This window comes from Candidatus Poriferisodalis sp. (genome assembly GCF_965204195.1).
Classification (GTDB): Bacteria; Actinomycetota; Acidimicrobiia; order Acidimicrobiales; family Poriferisodalaceae; genus Poriferisodalis.
This window is the reverse complement of the sequence record NZ_OZ241975.1, coordinates 169,562-184,466: the sequence shown is the minus strand read 5'-3', so window position 1 is coordinate 184,466 and position 14,905 is coordinate 169,562. Positions and strand designations below refer to the sequence as shown.

General features: G+C 67.1%; 18 protein-coding genes and 2 tRNA genes. 13 read left to right on the top strand and 7 right to left on the bottom strand.

Translation table 11 applies throughout. The features are described 5' to 3' along the window. Positions 1–4 precede the first annotated feature (4 nt). On the bottom strand, positions 5–406 hold the full coding sequence (locus tag ACOGI8_RS00820; protein WP_419855013.1) for a hypothetical protein: 402 nt from the start codon (positions 404–406) through the stop codon (positions 5–7). Positions 407–719: 313 nt separating this feature from the next. Between ACOGI8_RS00820 and ACOGI8_RS00815 the strand changes: the two genes are divergently transcribed. The 4 genes from ACOGI8_RS00815 (at position 720) to ACOGI8_RS00800 (ending at position 1,879) form a co-directional block, all read left to right on the top strand. Next, a complete protein-coding gene (locus ACOGI8_RS00815; protein ID WP_419855012.1) occupies positions 720–971 on the top strand; it encodes a type II toxin-antitoxin system Phd/YefM family antitoxin in 252 nt (83 codons plus the stop codon). Between the two features lie 12 nt (positions 972–983). Further along, positions 984–1,250 carry a type II toxin-antitoxin system RelE family toxin gene (locus tag ACOGI8_RS00810; RefSeq protein ID WP_419855011.1) on the top strand — a complete coding sequence of 89 codons (267 nt, stop codon included), beginning with the start codon at positions 984–986 and terminating at the stop codon, positions 1,248–1,250. 86 nt (positions 1,251–1,336) lie between these two features. Continuing rightward, positions 1,337–1,630, top strand: a complete 294-nt coding sequence (locus ACOGI8_RS00805) for a hypothetical protein (RefSeq protein WP_419855010.1) — start codon at positions 1,337–1,339, stop codon at positions 1,628–1,630. A gap of 6 nt (positions 1,631–1,636) precedes the next feature. Beyond that, a complete protein-coding gene (locus ACOGI8_RS00800; RefSeq protein ID WP_419855009.1) occupies positions 1,637–1,879 on the top strand; it encodes a hypothetical protein in 243 nt (80 codons plus the stop codon). A 25-nt stretch (positions 1,880–1,904) separates the two neighbouring features. On the opposite strand, the gene ACOGI8_RS00795 is transcribed toward ACOGI8_RS00800, so the two are convergent. After that, positions 1,905–2,033 carry a hypothetical protein gene (locus ACOGI8_RS00795; protein ID WP_419855008.1) on the bottom strand — a complete coding sequence of 43 codons (129 nt, stop codon included), beginning with the start codon at positions 2,031–2,033 and terminating at the stop codon, positions 1,905–1,907. A gap of 282 nt (positions 2,034–2,315) precedes the next feature. On the opposite strand from ACOGI8_RS00795, the gene ACOGI8_RS00790 reads away from it, so the two are divergent. Both ACOGI8_RS00790 and ACOGI8_RS00785 read left to right on the top strand, forming a co-directional pair. Next, positions 2,316–3,080: a fibronectin type III domain-containing protein gene (locus ACOGI8_RS00790; protein WP_419855007.1), complete on the top strand. Its 765-nt coding sequence runs from the start codon at positions 2,316–2,318 to the stop codon at positions 3,078–3,080. 11 nt (positions 3,081–3,091) lie between these two features. Next, complete coding sequence (locus ACOGI8_RS00785; protein ID WP_419855006.1) at positions 3,092–3,262, top strand: hypothetical protein; 171 nt, start codon at positions 3,092–3,094, stop codon at positions 3,260–3,262. Between the two features lie 380 nt (positions 3,263–3,642). Here ACOGI8_RS00785 and ACOGI8_RS00780 read toward each other — a convergent pair whose 3' ends face one another. Both ACOGI8_RS00780 and ACOGI8_RS00775 read right to left on the bottom strand, forming a co-directional pair. Then, entirely contained in the window at positions 3,643–4,038 is a 396-nt protein-coding gene (locus ACOGI8_RS00780; RefSeq protein ID WP_419855005.1) for a RidA family protein, read from the bottom strand. A gap of 28 nt (positions 4,039–4,066) precedes the next feature. After that, a tRNA-Ser gene (locus tag ACOGI8_RS00775) sits at positions 4,067–4,154 on the bottom strand. A gap of 117 nt (positions 4,155–4,271) precedes the next feature. Here ACOGI8_RS00775 and ACOGI8_RS00770 point away from each other — a divergent pair. Further along, positions 4,272–4,362: transfer RNA gene (locus ACOGI8_RS00770), tRNA-Ser, on the top strand. Positions 4,363–4,414: 52 nt separating this feature from the next. Here ACOGI8_RS00770 and ACOGI8_RS00765 read toward each other — a convergent pair. Then, positions 4,415–5,518 carry an LLM class flavin-dependent oxidoreductase gene (locus tag ACOGI8_RS00765; RefSeq protein WP_419855004.1) on the bottom strand — a complete coding sequence of 368 codons (1,104 nt, stop codon included), beginning with the start codon at positions 5,516–5,518 and terminating at the stop codon, positions 4,415–4,417. Positions 5,519–5,662: 144 nt separating this feature from the next. Here ACOGI8_RS00765 and ACOGI8_RS00760 point away from each other — a divergent pair, with 144 nt between their 5' ends. Both ACOGI8_RS00760 and ACOGI8_RS00755 read left to right on the top strand, forming a co-directional pair. Continuing rightward, a complete protein-coding gene (locus ACOGI8_RS00760) occupies positions 5,663–7,336 on the top strand; it encodes a chloride channel protein (RefSeq protein ID WP_419855003.1) in 1,674 nt (557 codons plus the stop codon). A 31-nt stretch (positions 7,337–7,367) separates the two neighbouring features. Next, entirely contained in the window at positions 7,368–8,087 is a 720-nt protein-coding gene (locus ACOGI8_RS00755; protein WP_419855002.1) for a nitroreductase family protein, read from the top strand. A gap of 56 nt (positions 8,088–8,143) precedes the next feature. Here the strand turns inward: ACOGI8_RS00755 and ACOGI8_RS00750 are convergent, their stop codons facing one another. Together ACOGI8_RS00750 and ACOGI8_RS00745 are read right to left on the bottom strand one after the other, a co-directional pair. Continuing rightward, complete coding sequence (locus ACOGI8_RS00750) at positions 8,144–8,992, bottom strand: sulfurtransferase (protein WP_419855001.1); 849 nt, start codon at positions 8,990–8,992, stop codon at positions 8,144–8,146. A 64-nt stretch (positions 8,993–9,056) separates the two neighbouring features. Continuing rightward, positions 9,057–9,815 (bottom strand): MBL fold metallo-hydrolase, encoded by a 759-nt coding sequence (locus ACOGI8_RS00745; protein WP_419855000.1) that lies wholly within the window; start codon positions 9,813–9,815, stop codon positions 9,057–9,059. An 81-nt stretch (positions 9,816–9,896) separates the two neighbouring features. On the opposite strand from ACOGI8_RS00745, the gene ACOGI8_RS00740 reads away from it, so the two are divergent. The 4 genes from ACOGI8_RS00740 (at position 9,897) to ACOGI8_RS00725 (ending at position 14,875) form a co-directional block, all read left to right on the top strand. Further along, positions 9,897–11,069, top strand: coding sequence for an acyl-CoA dehydrogenase family protein (locus tag ACOGI8_RS00740; protein WP_419854999.1), 1,173 nt, complete (start codon positions 9,897–9,899; stop codon positions 11,067–11,069). 148 nt (positions 11,070–11,217) lie between these two features. Next, entirely contained in the window at positions 11,218–12,648 is a 1,431-nt protein-coding gene (locus ACOGI8_RS00735) for a DUF4349 domain-containing protein (protein ID WP_419854998.1), read from the top strand. Between the two features lie 110 nt (positions 12,649–12,758). After that, on the top strand, positions 12,759–14,321 hold the full coding sequence (locus ACOGI8_RS00730; RefSeq protein ID WP_419854997.1) for an AlkA N-terminal domain-containing protein: 1,563 nt from the start codon (positions 12,759–12,761) through the stop codon (positions 14,319–14,321). 26 nt (positions 14,322–14,347) lie between these two features. Next, a complete protein-coding gene (locus tag ACOGI8_RS00725; RefSeq protein ID WP_419854996.1) occupies positions 14,348–14,875 on the top strand; it encodes a methylated-DNA--[protein]-cysteine S-methyltransferase in 528 nt (175 codons plus the stop codon). The last annotated feature ends 30 nt before the right edge of the window (positions 14,876–14,905 follow it).

Genomic DNA, 14,905 nt, shown 5'->3' with positions numbered 1-14,905 from the left:
GTGGCTAGGCAGGAACTGGCTCGCGTACGTCCTGTACACGCTGGCTGTGTCGCGTCAACTTCGTTGTCGCCTGCGGTCGTTTCCGAGCGCGTGGCTCGAGGTCTCCGGTCGGCATGTTGCGCCACTCTGCGCCGAGAGCGGCACCCGCGTCGTGGACGATGTCGAATACTTCAACATCTGTCTCTGAAGTCGCAACTGGTCGCGGCAACTCGAACGTGATCTCGATCTCGCCCGTTTCTGCGTCGCCGGAGACCACGGGGTCGATGACGCGCGCATCACCGAGCAGGTGCTCCATGACGTCGCTCACGAATGAGCACACTTCGTCATACGTCAAGGGCCTCGTGCCGCGCTCATCCTCGTGCACGATGCCGATCTTGCAGGTCGCCTCAGTGCGTGGTGCGCTCATCCCCATTCCTCGGTCGTCTCGCATTTCCTCATTTGCGTTCTCGTGTTTCGCAGACTGCGATGATCCGACGGCGTCGCGGACACAGCCACGATGTGCTTGCCGCAAGCGGCCGGGCAGTACATGGCGAAGTGTCCCTTGGTTTTCTTGACGCGCCAGCCATGGTCTTCAGCTTGTTTGAACAGCCGCTCGAAGTCGCGGTTTCTGTGCCGTGGACGTCCGCTCGCCATGAGCGGCACAAGCTAGAGCGTACGACTTCTCGCACCGCCAGATTTTCGCGACCGCGCCACCGACACCGCATATGTACAATTCGTACATGACCGAAATCGCATTCAGCGATGCTCGGAATCGTCTGGCCGATGTGATCACCGAGACCAGCAGGTCCGGCGAGCCGATTTCCGTGACGCGACGCGGCCGTCGTGTCGCAGTGATCCTGGGCGCCGACGCGTTCGATCGGCTCGTCGACCGTGCCGATGAGGCCGAGGACCGTCGCGAGCTCGACGCGGCCCGCGCCGAAGATGACTACGTGCCGTGGGAGGAAGTCAAGGCTGCGCTCGGGCTCGAGTGAGCCGGCACATCGGTGAGTCAGTACAGCGTCGAGATCTCCCGCCGGGCGGTCAAGGCGATCGCCGCGCTCGAACGCGCCGAGGGGCTCCGGGTTCGGGCAGCGATCGACCTGCTGGCGGGCGAGCCACACCCTCCTGGCTGCGTCCAGCTTGCCGGCGAGGCCTCTGCGCACCGGGTACGGGTCGGCGACTTCCGGATCGTGTCCGAGATCATCGATGATCGGCTCGTGATCCAAGTCGTCCGGGTAGGCCACCGCCGCGACATCTACCGAAGCCCCTAAACAAGCCACGGCCGATCAACCGCCCACCGTTGAAAGGCCGCGAAATTCGTTCGGTCCTTCTGGGGGCGATGAGTACGCTGCACCTCATGGCGATGGTCGTGCAACTTCCGGATCACGTCGCTGCCGCTGCAGCCGAGCGGGCCGCCGAACGCGGTGTCACCGTCGCCGAGTTCATCTGCGAACTCGTCGAGCGGGCTGACCGTCGGCGGGCGCTCGAGGCCTTCATCGGTGGTGCCGACGAGCCGATCCGCGAGCCGTTCGACATTCATCGTGCGCGCGAGCAACTCGCAGAAGAACTCTTGACCGAGCATCAGGCGATCAGCGAAGACTTCGCCCGAAGCCGCGCTCGTTCATCCGAACGGTCAAGAGGTCTCGGCTAGGTCACTGTGCTCATCGTCGACACGAGCGTGTTGTTCGAGGCGCGCAGCCGCAACGAAGCGCACCACGGAGCATGCCGTGACCTGCTCCGTTCCGAAGAATGGCTCATTGTCCCGGCTCCTGTCGTGGCCGTCGCTGAACGGATGGGCGCCACTCGTGTTGCCGCACTGAACCACCGTGACTTCGCGATCGTGCGGCCGTCGCACACCCCTCGCCTCGAACTGCTTCCCGAACAGGCGACTCGCCACTGAGGCGGCGCACCATGTCGTCGGCGGCTCATTCGGAAGCGAAGGTCCAGGGTTGTGTGAGTTCGTCTCGTAGAACCCAGTGGCCGCGGGCGCAGAGGAACAGTTCGTAGATCACGTAGATGTAGGTCACGTAGATGTAGCGGTGTTGGCGCGGCATTCGACACAGTTCAAGGCGGGTGGGCAGACGCGCAGCGCTACTCGCTCACCGCGCTTTGGGGGCTGCTGTCGCCGTGGCGCATCGCCGCCGCGGAGATCTCAACAGGCTGGGTGCTCCATACACAGTTGCATGGTTGCACTCCATATGCAGACAGCCGTTGTAGGGTCGCGCTATGAGAAACGCTTCACCCCCCCCCCCCCGCTGTGCGGTCGTCGTCGAGGAACGTCGCGCTGCATCAGACAAGCGTCGCGGCTGATCCTCGCTGCCGCCGTCGCGGCGTCAGTGCTCGCGCTGCCCGCTGCCGCTGGCGCGCAGGAACCGGTTGAACTGCCGCCCGGCCCGCCGACCGGCCTAACCGCCAACGAAGCCGGTGATGCAATCACGGTGAGTTGGCAGGCTCCGACGGGCAGCACGCCAACGGGCTACATCGTGCGGGCCATCCCCGACTGCGGAGGCAAGAAGAAGACCAAGCGCGTCAGCGCCGACACAACATCAGTGACGTTCGGCAATCTCAAACACTGCGACACGTACAAGTTCTGGGTCCGCGCCCGCAACGCCGCAGGCAAAGGCGAGCGGGCCAAGCTCACATGGCACCGGCCCCAAGCCCAAGGCGCTACCTACCAAGGCGGGCAGGGCGACACCGAAGCACCCTGCGAATGGGCCGTGTTCTTCGATGGCGTCCAGACAATGGGATTCCCGGACTGGATTACGCCGGGCACCACCGACACCCCCGAGAGTTCGAGCACTCGGTTCACTACCGTCAACTACATCGGCTCATGGTCGATCACCCCATGCGTCCCCGCCAGCGACAAGCGCACGTTCAACCAATCGGCTAGGGACAGCGGACGGCTTGTCGCCCTGCGATGGTGCCCAGACCTCGACAGCGCCACACAGCTCGCCAAAGACATCACCAGCCGTGACCGCGCCCCAGCGTGGACCGGCCGATACCAAAGCCGTCACGAGTTCCAAGACTTTGGCCGCTCCCAGTGGATCAAGCAGTTTCCAAGAGCAATAACCCCCAAAGTCGCGAACCGCTGCGCCGAGTGACACCCCAGTAAGTGAAGGTCATTCTTTGGATTGCGGCCATCGCTCTCGCGCTCGTGGTCATCGCTGGCGTGGTCGGCTCGGCAGATAGCGACGGGCCGCGTCGGCCGCTGACGGATCGCGAGATCATCGAGCGCGAAGCAGAGCGCTTCTGCGACGCGCACCCGGAACTAGAGGGCTGCTGAGACGCGCGCCCGTGAGGTTCTGGAGGCAGACGGCTCGGGCGTTGCGATGGGCGAATACCACCGTCGCAGACGGTCAGCAGCCCCGCCTTCCATGCAGCGGCACCGTGAGGAGCACACAAACCACGTATTCATGGTCTGGAGTGCGGCCCGCAGACTGCGCCGAGACGGGGCCAAGCTGCGCCGCATCCTGACCGTCGAATGGGTGACCGCCGCCCACGGCATCGAGCTGCGGGCACCGCCACCGCGCTCAGCCTGCTGCGCAGCGAGGTGCCGGGCCCCGGCCCTGACCGCTGGCCGTCACTCGAGCTCGCCGCAGCCATTCGCCGGCCCGCCGACGTAGCCCCGGTAACCGCAGTGAAGGCAGCTACGGGCCTGATGTCTCAATCGGCGGCGATGGCCTCGATCTCGATCATGAGTCCAGGGAAGGCGAGTTGGGTGACCCCGAGCAACGTCATCGGAGGGGTTGCGCCCAGCGGTCCGAATCGTTCGCCGAACACGCCGAAGTTCCTCAGAGCATCGTCCATATCGGTGACATAGACGGTGAGTCGCGTGACGCTGGACAGATCCATGTCGGCGGCGTTCACGACGGCTTCGAGGTTGTCGAGCGCCAGCGTCATCTGGCTTCGCATGTCTCCGGCGTGCTGCGGTTTGCCCTCGGCATCCACCGATGTCTGACCTGCACAGACCAGTTGCCTGCTCGCTCCCTCGATGATCTCGGCTTGGTTGAAACCGAAATTCAGTGACCAGGGCCACGGGTTGACTGGCGTCCTCTTCATTGCATCGTCTCCTTTGGCCTGAACGACTTGGCGGAGGGAGGGGGATTCGAACCCCCGGAGGCTTGCGCCTCAACGGTTTTCAAGACCGTCGCAATCGTCCGCTCTGCCACCCCTCCGCAGGCCAAGCTAGCGGCGTACCTCGGGGTCGCTGCCGGGAAATGGGATCGCTGAAGCCCGCTGGTTGGGGTTATCTTGAGTCGGCGCGGCTGGCGCCCAAAGGCTTGGCCGTGCATGGAGAGGTGGCCGAGTCAGGTTGAAGGCGCTTCCCTGCTAAGGAAGTAACTGCCGCAAGGTGGTTCGTGGGTTCGAATCCCACCCTCTCCGCACCTGTGATATCGCCGTCGGCAACGCTGGGGTGGGGCCGCTCCGGCGTGTGTTAGCCGCCCTGCACCACAGGCAGCACTTCGGTCTCCAGCAGCCTGCGCGCGACAGCCCCCTCGGGGGATGCATACACGTTCTCGTTGAACTGGCCCGACAACAGGACCTTGTCGATGCCCATCGACTCCAGCTCGTTGAGCTTGGCAATGCAACGGTCGGGCGTGCCGACCACGCCGAACCGGTCCATGAAGTCGGCCGGGAGCGACGCGGCCTGTGGCGACTCGTTTCGCGAATGCCCGCCGAAGTCGTAGACCTCGTGCAGCGTGTGAAGCGTCTTCGCCGTCTCCTCGCTGGTGGGCCCGACCGGTGTGCCGCCCTGCATCACCTGGAAGCGAGCGAAGACCGACATGGGGCCCCTGATCAGATCACGGGCAGTGTCGGGGTCGGCGTGGCACGCCATGTTCAGGTACGCGCCGAACTTCACACCGTCAGGATCGAGGCCGGCGTTGCGTCGGGCCGCCTTGGCAACATCGATGCCCCACGCGAGACGCTCGGGGTCGGCGCCGACAGCGAACATCACCCGATCGGCATGAACCGCTGCGATGCCGATCACCTTGGGGCCGGTGGCCGCCACCTCGACGGGAACCTTGCTGCCGTTGGTGCCGAGCGAGTCTTCGCTGAGCGTGCCCCACGCCATACGGCTGACGCCTGGTCCCTCCGCAAGCTCCAGCGCATCGGCCGGCGCTGCGTACTCGAGCGGAATGTCGATCTCATCGAAGGGCACGTCGCCGCCACTGAGATACGCCTGCAGCTGCTTCAGGTGGCGTTCGAAATGCCCCAGGCGACCGGGAGCGCGGCCCAGATGCACCAGACACGAATCGCCCCGGCCGATGCCGAACTCAAAGCGTCCGCCCGAGACCTGGTCGATGCTCAGGCACGCGGCTGCGTTCACCGCCGGGAGGCGGGTCACCGAATTCCCCACGGCAAGCCCGAGCTTGATCCTCTCGCTCGCGGTGGCGGCAAGCGCCAGCGCGACGAAGCACTCACCGCTGAGGTTCTGCGTGTCGACGACCGCCAGCCCGCCCCAGCCCCCGTCTTCGGCTGCCTTGGCCACATCTCGAATCTGCAGCGGCGCCGGGAATGCGTGAAGCCAGAGTTCCATTGTCATCACCGATCATTGTCGTCAACCGTCGCAGCGACGCTAGTAAACGGTTCTTTGAACTGCCGGGGCTCGATGAACTGCCCGCAGCGCACGTCTCGCCGCGTACCGTTGGCCGAGCATTTGGGGACGAGGAAGTAGGCCCGCATGAGGAACCGGCTGCTTCGCTTCGCGACCTATGTCGCTGTGGGCGTCGTGACGGGCTTCATCGTCGCCGCAGTCGCCGTGCTCACCGAGAAGGTGCTGCTCGAGCAGGTCTTGCATCTGCCGCCTTGGCAGTGGATGATCGCGCCCGCACTCGGTCTGTGGGGCGCCGTGCTGATGCTGCGCTGGGCTGATGCCGGCCGCCGGCTCGCGCCCTCCACCTCCGAGGAGTACATCCGCGCCTTCCACGACCGCAACCACCCGATGCGGTTCCGAGACCTGCCTGCTCGCCTGCTGGCGGGCATCGTGACGGTCGGCTCCGGCGGTGCAGTCGGTCTGGAGGGTCCGTCCATCTACGCCGGCGCCACCGCGGGCAACGCGATCCAACGGGTGGTCCGCCGGCTGTTCCGGGGCCGGGAGGGCTACGCGCTGCTCGTGGCAGGCGCGGCCGCGGGTGTCAGCGCCATCTTCCAGGCGCCCGCCACCGGCGTGCTGTTCGCTCTCGAAGCCCCCTACAAGAGCGACCTGGGCCGCCGAGCACTGCTGCCCGCGCTGCTCTCCAGCGCTGCCAGCTACGTCGTGTACGTGCTCGTCACGGGGTTCGACGACCGCCCGTTCGAGATCGGCACCGAGATGGTGACCGTCCAGTTCGGACGTCAGGAACTGCTGGGCGCTGCCTTGGTTGGTGCTCTCTGTGGGCTCTTGGCGTCGGGGTTCTGCCGGGTGCTGAACTTGGCCAAGCGAATTCACGCCTCCGACCGGCCGTGGTGGATGATCGCGCTGTGTGCCGGGGGAATCCTGATCGGTCTCGCCGCACTCTGCGAGCTGGTGTTCGACGCGCCGCTGTCGCTGGGCCCGACAGCCGAGGGCCAACTGGTGGACTGGGCGCTCAACCCCCAGGCATCGCTGTGGCTGCTGGGGTTGTTGCTGGTCATCCGCATGATGGCGACCTCGACAGTGCTGGCAGGCGGCGGGGTGGGCGGCGTGTTCATCCCGCTCGCTGTGTTCGGCCTGATCGTGGGTCGCCTGGTGGGCGGGTGGATCGAGCTGGGGCCCGAGTCGCTGGCGTTCTTTCCCTTCATCGGCGTGGCCGCCTTCCTGGCAGCTGGCTATCGCACCCCCCTGGCCGGGGTGATGTTCGTGGCCGAGTCCACCGGCGCGCCCCTGTTCGTCGTGCCCGCACTCGTGGCGGTGGCCGTGTCGCAGGTGCTCATCGGCAATGCCTCGGTGTCGCAGTTCCAGCGCGACAGCCGCACGGGCCATCTCGAGCGGCGCTTGGAGATGCCGGTCAACTCCGCCATGTCCACCGAGGTGCCGACCGTGAATGCCGACGCCCCACTGGCCGATTTCGTGTGGGGAGTCGCACTGCCACGCAAGCAGCTCGAAGCCATCGTGACCGGACCCGAACGGGAATTCCTCGGCGTGATACGGCTGAGCGACACCCGTGACGTGGACCGCAACGACTGGATGTCGGTGACGTGCGGCGAGGTGATGACGGCCGACATCACTCCGGCGCGCCCGTCGTGGACGCTGCGCGAGGTCACCGAGGCAATGGCAGAAACCGAGATCGAGCTGTATCCCGTGGTCGACAGCGGCGGGCGCATCGCGGGCGTCGTCACCGAGAATGCCATCGTCAAGCTGGTGGACTTCCTCAACGAGACACAAGGCGACCGCTGAGCCCTCCCCCGACACAACACAAACGAGACCGATGATGAATGAAGCCGAGCCGCAGCCGATCGGGCTGCTCGAGGGTCTTGCGACAACCCGGGCAATCCGCCGCTACCTGCCCGAGCCGATCCCCGACGAGGATCTGGCATCGATCCTGTGGCATGCCAGCCGGGCGCCCAGCGGCTCCAACCGGCAGATGTTCCGCTTCGTGGTGCTGCGCGACGGGCCGGCAGCGCAGCAGGCGAAGGCCCTGCTCGGCCAGTGCTTTCGTGACGGCTGGAATGCGAAGCGCTCGGGCGACGGCTACACGCAGGGCTCCGGCGCTGCTGACGACTCGCCCAAGGCCCGCATGGCGCGCACCATGCAGCACTTCGTGGACCACTTCGAGGAGACGCCGGTGGTGGTCCTGGCGTGCTTGGTGCGCTACCGGAAGCCCACCTACGCCGAGGGCGCATCGGTGTACCCGGCGGTGCAGAACCTGCTGCTGGCGGCACGGGCGCTCGGCTATGGCGGTGTCATCACCGGTTGGCACCACGATGTCGAGGACGAGCTACGCGAGCTGCTCGGCATTCCCGAGGGCGTGGCGATCCATGCCACCATCCCGCTCGGGCGGCCTGCGGGGCGCCACGGCCCCGTGCGGCGACGGCCGCTGCGCGAGCTGGTGTACGAGGATCGCTGGGACCAGGATGCGGGATGGGCCGTCGACCCGCCCGATGCGCGCTTCACCTCCGCAGGCCCGCCCCCCGGCTCCCCGACGTAGATCGGGACTCACCGTGCAGACGGCAGGTCCCTTGGCGCTTGCCGCAGCGGCAGCTCTCAGTCAGTGCCAGAGGGCCGGTCGGTGTGGCTCCACTGCGACCATGAGCCGATGTACACCCGCGGACGGCCGAGGCCGGCACGCTCCATGGCCAGGGCGTCCATGCAGGCACTGACACCTGAGCCGCAGTACACGACAGCGTTGTTGCGAGCGCTCACGGCGTCCGCCGACACTGGGGTCTCGACGCCCTCGGCCTCATAGCGGGCGCGCAGCGTTGCGGGGTCAGCAAAGCGACCCTCGGGGCCCAGATTCTCGGTCATCGGCACATTGACTGCTCCGGGAATGTGGCCCGGACGCGGATCGACCGGCTCGGTCTCGCCGCGGTAGCGGTCGCCCCCGCGGGCATCGATGAGCACGATCTCTGGGCTGGCACCAGCGTCGGCCGCAGCGTCGATGCCGACGAATGCGCCTTCCGGCCAGGCTCGCACCGGGCACTCGCGGGCGGCTCGCGTGCTCGGCGCCGTCTCGGTGGCACCCGTCCACGAGCCCAGGCCGCCGTCGAGCAGTGCCGCATCGTGGCCGAGCACTCGCAGCATCCACACCATCCGGCCTGCGGCAGTGCCGTTCAGGTCGTCGTACGCCACTACCGGGTCGTCGGGGCCGATACCCAGGACTCCCAAGGATGCGGCGAAGCTCTGCGCGGTCGGCAATGGATGGCGGCCATGCCCGGGCGCGCCGTGCGCGGACAGATGCGCGTCGAGGTCCACCCAGATGGCCCCGGCGATGTGGCCTTCGAGGTAGGCGTCATGGCCGGACCGGCCGTCGAGATACCAGCGCACGTCGCACAGCACGACGTCGTCGCGGCCAGACAGCTCTGCGGCGCTCACCACGGGCGGCAGCGGAGCCATCAACCCTGCCCGAACATCATCAGCCACTGCGCCGCCATCACACGCTCGGCGCAGGGCACCGCTCTCAACCCTGCCCGAACATCATCAGCCACTGCGCCTCGCTGCGCGGCTTGAAGACGTAGTTCATCTGGCGTGTCTGGCCCATGGTGGCACTGGGTTCGAACGAGTACCGGTGGCCGGGAAACAGCACGGCCGAGTCGGGCACCTTGGCAAGCGTGTCGTGGAGCGAGCGGTACATCGCAGCCGGATCGCTGCCGGGCAGGTCCATCCGTCCGCAGCCGTCCAGGAACAGGGTGTCGCCGGCCACGAGCGCCCCGCCCACCAAGAAGCACTGGCTGCCAGGGGTGTGCCCGGGGGTGTGCAGCAGCTCGATGTCCACCGCACCCACCGACACCACATCGCCAGGAGCGTGCAGCTCCATGTCGCTCATCGAGATGCCGGTGGTCTTGCGCACCAGTTCGGCCTCGGGCGCCTGCAGGTGGATCTTCGTGCCCTGACGCTCGAGCAGCTGGGCGACGCCCTCGATGTTGTAGCCCATCATGTTCCCGCCGATGTGATCGGCGTGGAAGTGCGTGGCCAGCACGCCGGTGAGCTGCATCTCGTCTTCGGCGAGGATGTCGAGCAAGTCGTCGACGGCATACGCCGGGTCCACCGCGACCGCCTCGCGGGTCTCCCGGTCGCCGATGAGGTAGGCGAAGTTCACCATCTGGCGGGCGATCGGGTCGCTGGTGGCGAAGTCCTGGCCCGACAGCAGCTGGCGAAAATACAACCGGCTCTCGCCGGGCTGGCGTGCCTGCGAATCAGCGGCGGTGTCGTCACCCATGGCAGCGCACAGTACTCACCAGCCGCGCGAAAGGGCACGCTCGGGTTGGCCCGTCGGGTGCCAGCGCGGCAGTATGCGCCCATGAGCCAAACGCCTGCACCGCTGTCGGACTTCTACGAGATGGACGAATTCCTGTCCGACGAGGAAACCATGATCCGCGACACGGTCGCCACGTTCGTGGCCAAAGAGTGGGATCCGATCGTGGGCGAGCACTTCGAAGCAGGCACGTTCCCGATGGAGCTGATCCCGACGATCGCCGACATGGGCCTGCTCGGCATGCACCTCGACGGCTACGGATGCGCAGGCGCCTCGGCCATGGCGTACGGCGTGGCCTGCCGCGAGCTCGAAGCCGGCGACAGCGGGCTGCGCAGCTTCGTGTCGGTGCAGGGATCGCTGTGCATGTTCCCGATCTGGCGCTACGGCTCAACCGAGCAGAAGGAGCACTGGCTGCCGCGCATGGCCGCCGGCGAGGTCATCGGCTGCTTCGGGCTGACCGAACCCGACCACGGCTCCGACCCGGCCTCGATGACCACCCGGGCAGTGCGCCGAGGCGATACGTGGATCCTCAACGGCGCCAAGCGGTGGATCACCAACGCCGGGCTGGCCGATCTGGCCATCGTGTGGGCCAACACCGACGACGGCTTCCGGGGCTTCCTGGTGCCGACCGACTCGCCCGGCTTCGAGGCTCGCAAGATCCAGAACAAGCTCTCGCTGCGGGCCTCGGTGACCGGCGAGTTCTACATGGACGACGTCGAAGTGCCCGAGTCGATGCGCCTGCCCGACGCGCTCAGCATCGGCGCGCCGCTGAGCTGTTTGTCCGAGGCCCGCTTCGGCATTGCCTTCGGTGCCGTGGGTGTGGCCCGCTGTTGCTACGAACAGGCGCTCAGCTACCAGCTTGAGCGCCCCCAGTTCGGCAAGCCGCTGGCCAGCTTCCAGATCAGCCAGATCAAGTTCGCCGACATGCTCACCGACATCACCAACGCCAACCTGCAGGCCATGCGGCTGGGCCAGCTCAAGGAACAGCACCGGCTGCGACCGCATCACATCTCGATGGCCAAGCGGCACAACTGCCGCGTGGCCATCGACACGGCCCGCACCGCCCGGGCGATGATGGGCGCCAACGGCGTCTCGACGGAGTACGCGCCGATGCGCCATGCGGCCAACATGGAATCGGTCATGACCTACGAGGGCACCGAGGAAATCCACGGGCTGATCCTGGGCCAGCAGATCACCAGCATTCCCGCCTTCCGCTGACGGCGCCCCGACGCGCATGACAGCGCAGGCGCGCCATGGTCTCGCGACCGACACTGAACTGCAATGGCGCTGCCGGAACGACCACGGGACCATGGGAGTCACTCAGGTAGTGCCGCTCGATGAGCAGCCAACCGAGGGAGGGGACGCTATGACCGTTCCAAGCAACCGCCGGACCAGCAGAAACTCAGGCAGATGGGCACGATGGCTGGCCGTCGCAGCGGCGCTGCTGCTGCTGATGTCCGCCTGCGCTGGCAGCGGCGACGACGATGCCGACGGCGACGCACCGGCAGCGACTGTGGAGATGGCCAGCCAAGAAGATGCACCGACAGCCGCGCCAGCCTCGGACGACGGAGAAGAGATGGCCATGGCGGAAGAGGCCAGGGAGGTCCAGCTGACTTCGAGCGGCGCCGCCGCCGAAGAAGATATGTCGGACGACTCTGGCACGAGCACCCTGGCTGCAGGGGTGCCCGCTGTGCCTGCCGATCTCGGCCGGGACATCATCTACACGGCGTGGATCTCGGTGGAGACGGCCGACGTGGCCGCCGCGGCGGCGCAGGCCAACTCGATCATCCAAGGACTCGGCGGGTTCACGTTCTCCCAGGACACACGCACCCAAGACCGTGCCTACACCACGCTGACCTTCAAGGTCCGGCCCGAGCAGTTCTCGACTGCGTTGGAGCGGCTGTCCAACGTGGGCGAACTGGTTGAGCAGTCGGTGAACGCCGAGGATGTCACCGACATCGTCGTCGACCTGAACAGTCGCATCTCGACTGCCGAGATCAGCGTGAACCGGTTGCGCGAATTCCTGTCGCAGGCCACCGACGTGGAAGGCGTCGCCGAGCTGGAACGCGAGCTGGCGAGCCGCGAGACCGATCTGGAGCGACTTCGTGGGCAACTTCGCTCGCTGCGCGACCGGGTGGACCTGGCCACGATCACGCTGTCGATCACGGAGTCGGTTGAGGCGGTCCCGCGCACCTCGGTGATCTTGCGGGCCTGGATGGCAGCCGGCGACGAGGACCCGTGCCTCGGGTTCACCGACCTGGCAACGCCGCCGGACGGTGATGTGGGCTTCTGCTTTGAGCTGGAGAACGAAGGCGAGACAGTGCTGACCGAGGTGATGCTGAGCTCGAATGAGCTGCGGTTCAACACCGACGACCTGATCGTGCCGGACGGCGTCGATCTCGAGCGGATCGAGCCCGGCGAGCGAGCGGTTGCCACGCTGGCCCTGCCGGTCACGGACGGGCGCATCGCTGGGCGGGTGGCGACCCGCGGGCTGGAGATCAACGTTGGATTGAGTGCCGTGCCCGTCACCGAGACCGGCACCGAACTGGCCCGGCTGGCCCGCAGCCAGGGTCTGTATCTCTTTGTCACCGAAGAGGACACGCCACCGACCTTCGGCGATGCGCTGAGGGGCGGCTGGAACGCACTGGTTGCCGTCGGCAACGCCGTGCTGCTCATCATCGGTGCGCTGCTGCCGTTCCTGCCGGTCATCGCGATCGCGCTCGTCGTGGCGTGGTGGTGGCTGCGCCGCCGCCGTGCCCCCCGGGCCGCCGCTACGGGCACCTCGGACGAGACCTGATCTCACCGTCGCCATTCAGCGGTCTTCGATGACCGCTCGCTGTATCGGACACAAACGGACACGATTCGGGATGTCCGTTTGTGTCTGATGCGAGCTGCCAGACTCGCCTCATGCAGGTATCGGCCGTTCGCACGACGGGCATCTACTGCCGGGCGGATTGCTCGGCGCAACCGCTGCCGCACAACGTGACGCAGTACTCCAACCCGGTGGCCGCAGAGGCGAACGGATTCCGCCCATGCCTGCGCTGCCATCCAGAACGCCAAGCCGGGTCGCTCGCCGATCTGGACGTGCCTGCGCCGGTCGGGGCGGCCCTGCTGCGGATCAACGACGGCTACCTGGACGATCACGACGAAGAGGCGCTCGCGGCGCACGTGGGCTACAGCGCCCGCCAACTGCGGCGGCTGTTCGAGCACCACGTCGGCGCGACGCCCACCACCATCGCCCGCTCACGCCGTGCGCACTTCGCCCGCTGCCTGATCGACGACACCGACCTGACGTTCGGCGAGATCGCCCGGGCTGCGGGCTTCGGCGGGCCGCGCCAACTGCACCGGGCCATCACTTCGGTGTTCTGCTTCACGCCCACCGAACTGCGTTCAAAGCGGCGGCAGGGCGAGCGCCCTCAGCTCGACGGCGGTCTCGTGCTCACGGTGCCGTACCTGGCGCCGTTCGATTTCGAGGCGTTCATCTCGCACCAGGCCGCTCGCGTCATCGCCGGGGTCGAAGCCGTCGGCGTTGATCCCGGCGGGAACCCCAGCTATATCCGCAGCTTCAGCGCCTGCGGTCACCCCGGCATCGCCGAACTGGCGATGCCCGACAACGCCGCCTCTATGGCGGCCGGGCCGAATGACGCCGCCTCTATGGCGGCCGGGCCCAACGGCACCGCCGCTGTGCCTGAGGATGCCGGTGGCGAACGCAACCAGCCGCAGCTGCGGCTGCACCTGCCGACGTACGACTCGATCATCGATGCCGTAAGCCGCTGCCGGGCGATGCTCGGCGCGGACGAAGACCCGTCGCCGGCCGAAGCCGCTCTCGCAGACGATCCGCTCATCGGTCCCCTGGTGCGCCACGCGCCCGGGCTGCGAGTGCCGCGGTCGTGGGACCGGTTCGAGACCGCCATACGCATCGTCGTCAACCAACAGATCTCACTGGCAGCGGCCTCCACGATGTGCAGCCGGATTGCTCAGCGCTTCGGCACGCCCTTCGACGCCCCGTCGGAGTGCTGCGTCGACGTCCAAGTGCCCCTGACCCACCTGTTCCCGGGTGCGGCGAGCCTGGCCGATGCCGGACCGTCCGGATTCGCTGGGCTGGGCTTCACCCAGCGCCGTATCGACACCATCGTGGGCCTGTCGAAGACGGTAGCGAGCGGCGATCTCGACTTGAGTGCCACAGACACGCTCGAAGACACCGTGGAACGGCTCTGTGAACTGCCCGGCATCGGCCCATGGACCGCGCACCTCATCGCTATGCGGGTCTTGGGTCACGACGATGCGTTCCCCGCCTCAGACCTTGGCTTGCGCCGGGCCGCCGAGGGTCTGCTGGGCCACCCCGTCTCCGCCCGTGAGCTGAAGGCGCTGGCCGAGTCGTGGCGCCCCTACCGTTCGTGGGCTGCACAGCACCTGTGGCATGCCGCCGCGGCGTCCAGTCCACGCCCACCAGATTCTCGCTCGCACTGACCCCATCCCGATCCAGGAAACGACACATGAATCCACCGCCGTCCACCCCAAGCAGCACCGTCCCAGACGAAGATGCGCATTGGCACACCACCATCGACAGTCCCATCGGGCCGTTGGGCCTCGTGGCGACCGACGAGGGACTGCGTGCCGTGTCGTGGCGCGGCGACGAGACATCGGTCAAGCTGCCCGACGACATGGTCGAAGACCCCGACCATCCGATCCTGCGTCAAGCAGCGCATGAGCTCAACGAGTACTTCGACGGCGACCGCACCAGCTTCGATGTGCCGCTCGACCTGCGCGGCACACCGTTTCAGGAGGCAGCCTGGCGGGCACTCGGCGACATCCCCTACGGCAGCACCCGCAGCTACGGCGAGCAGGCCGCTCTCGTCGGCAGGCCCAAGGCTGTGCGAGCCATCGGCCAGGCCAACGGCCGCAACCCGGTGCCGATCGTGCTTCCCTGCCACCGGGTCATCGGCGCCGACGGCTCGCTCACCGGATTCGGCGGTGGGCTCGACCTCAAGACCCAGCTGCTCCAGCACGAAGGCGCGCTGTAGCCGGCGCATGCACGGTCGCACAAGGGCCCA

What these genes read in the sequence shown, in the direction of transcription:
- ACOGI8_RS00805 (WP_419855010.1), top strand. Translation starts at nt 1,337, where the DNA reads ATGGCGATGGTCGTGCAACTTCCGGATCACGTCGCTGCCGCTGCAGCC.
- ACOGI8_RS00735 (WP_419854998.1), top strand. Translation starts at nt 11,218, where the DNA reads ATGACCGTTCCAAGCAACCGCCGGACCAGCAGAAACTCAGGCAGATGG.
- ACOGI8_RS00755 (WP_419855002.1), top strand. Translation starts at nt 7,368, where the DNA reads ATGATGAATGAAGCCGAGCCGCAGCCGATCGGGCTGCTCGAGGGTCTT.
- ACOGI8_RS00760 (WP_419855003.1), top strand. Translation starts at nt 5,663, where the DNA reads ATGAGGAACCGGCTGCTTCGCTTCGCGACCTATGTCGCTGTGGGCGTC.
- ACOGI8_RS00795 (WP_419855008.1), bottom strand. Translation starts at nt 2,033, where the DNA reads ATGCCGCGCCAACACCGCTACATCTACGTGACCTACATCTACGTGATC.
- ACOGI8_RS00745 (WP_419855000.1), bottom strand. Translation starts at nt 9,815, where the DNA reads ATGGGTGACGACACCGCCGCTGATTCGCAGGCACGCCAGCCCGGCGAG.
- ACOGI8_RS00730 (WP_419854997.1), top strand. Translation starts at nt 12,759, where the DNA reads ATGCAGGTATCGGCCGTTCGCACGACGGGCATCTACTGCCGGGCGGAT.
- ACOGI8_RS00725 (WP_419854996.1), top strand. Translation starts at nt 14,348, where the DNA reads ATGAATCCACCGCCGTCCACCCCAAGCAGCACCGTCCCAGACGAAGAT.
- ACOGI8_RS00780 (WP_419855005.1), bottom strand. Translation starts at nt 4,038, where the DNA reads ATGAAGAGGACGCCAGTCAACCCGTGGCCCTGGTCACTGAATTTCGGT.
- ACOGI8_RS00740 (WP_419854999.1), top strand. Translation starts at nt 9,897, where the DNA reads ATGAGCCAAACGCCTGCACCGCTGTCGGACTTCTACGAGATGGACGAA.
- ACOGI8_RS00750 (WP_419855001.1), bottom strand. Translation starts at nt 8,992, where the DNA reads ATGGCTCCGCTGCCGCCCGTGGTGAGCGCCGCAGAGCTGTCTGGCCGC.
- ACOGI8_RS00815 (WP_419855012.1), top strand. Translation starts at nt 720, where the DNA reads ATGACCGAAATCGCATTCAGCGATGCTCGGAATCGTCTGGCCGATGTG.
- ACOGI8_RS00820 (WP_419855013.1), bottom strand. Translation starts at nt 406, where the DNA reads ATGAGCGCACCACGCACTGAGGCGACCTGCAAGATCGGCATCGTGCAC.
- ACOGI8_RS00765 (WP_419855004.1), bottom strand. Translation starts at nt 5,518, where the DNA reads ATGGAACTCTGGCTTCACGCATTCCCGGCGCCGCTGCAGATTCGAGAT.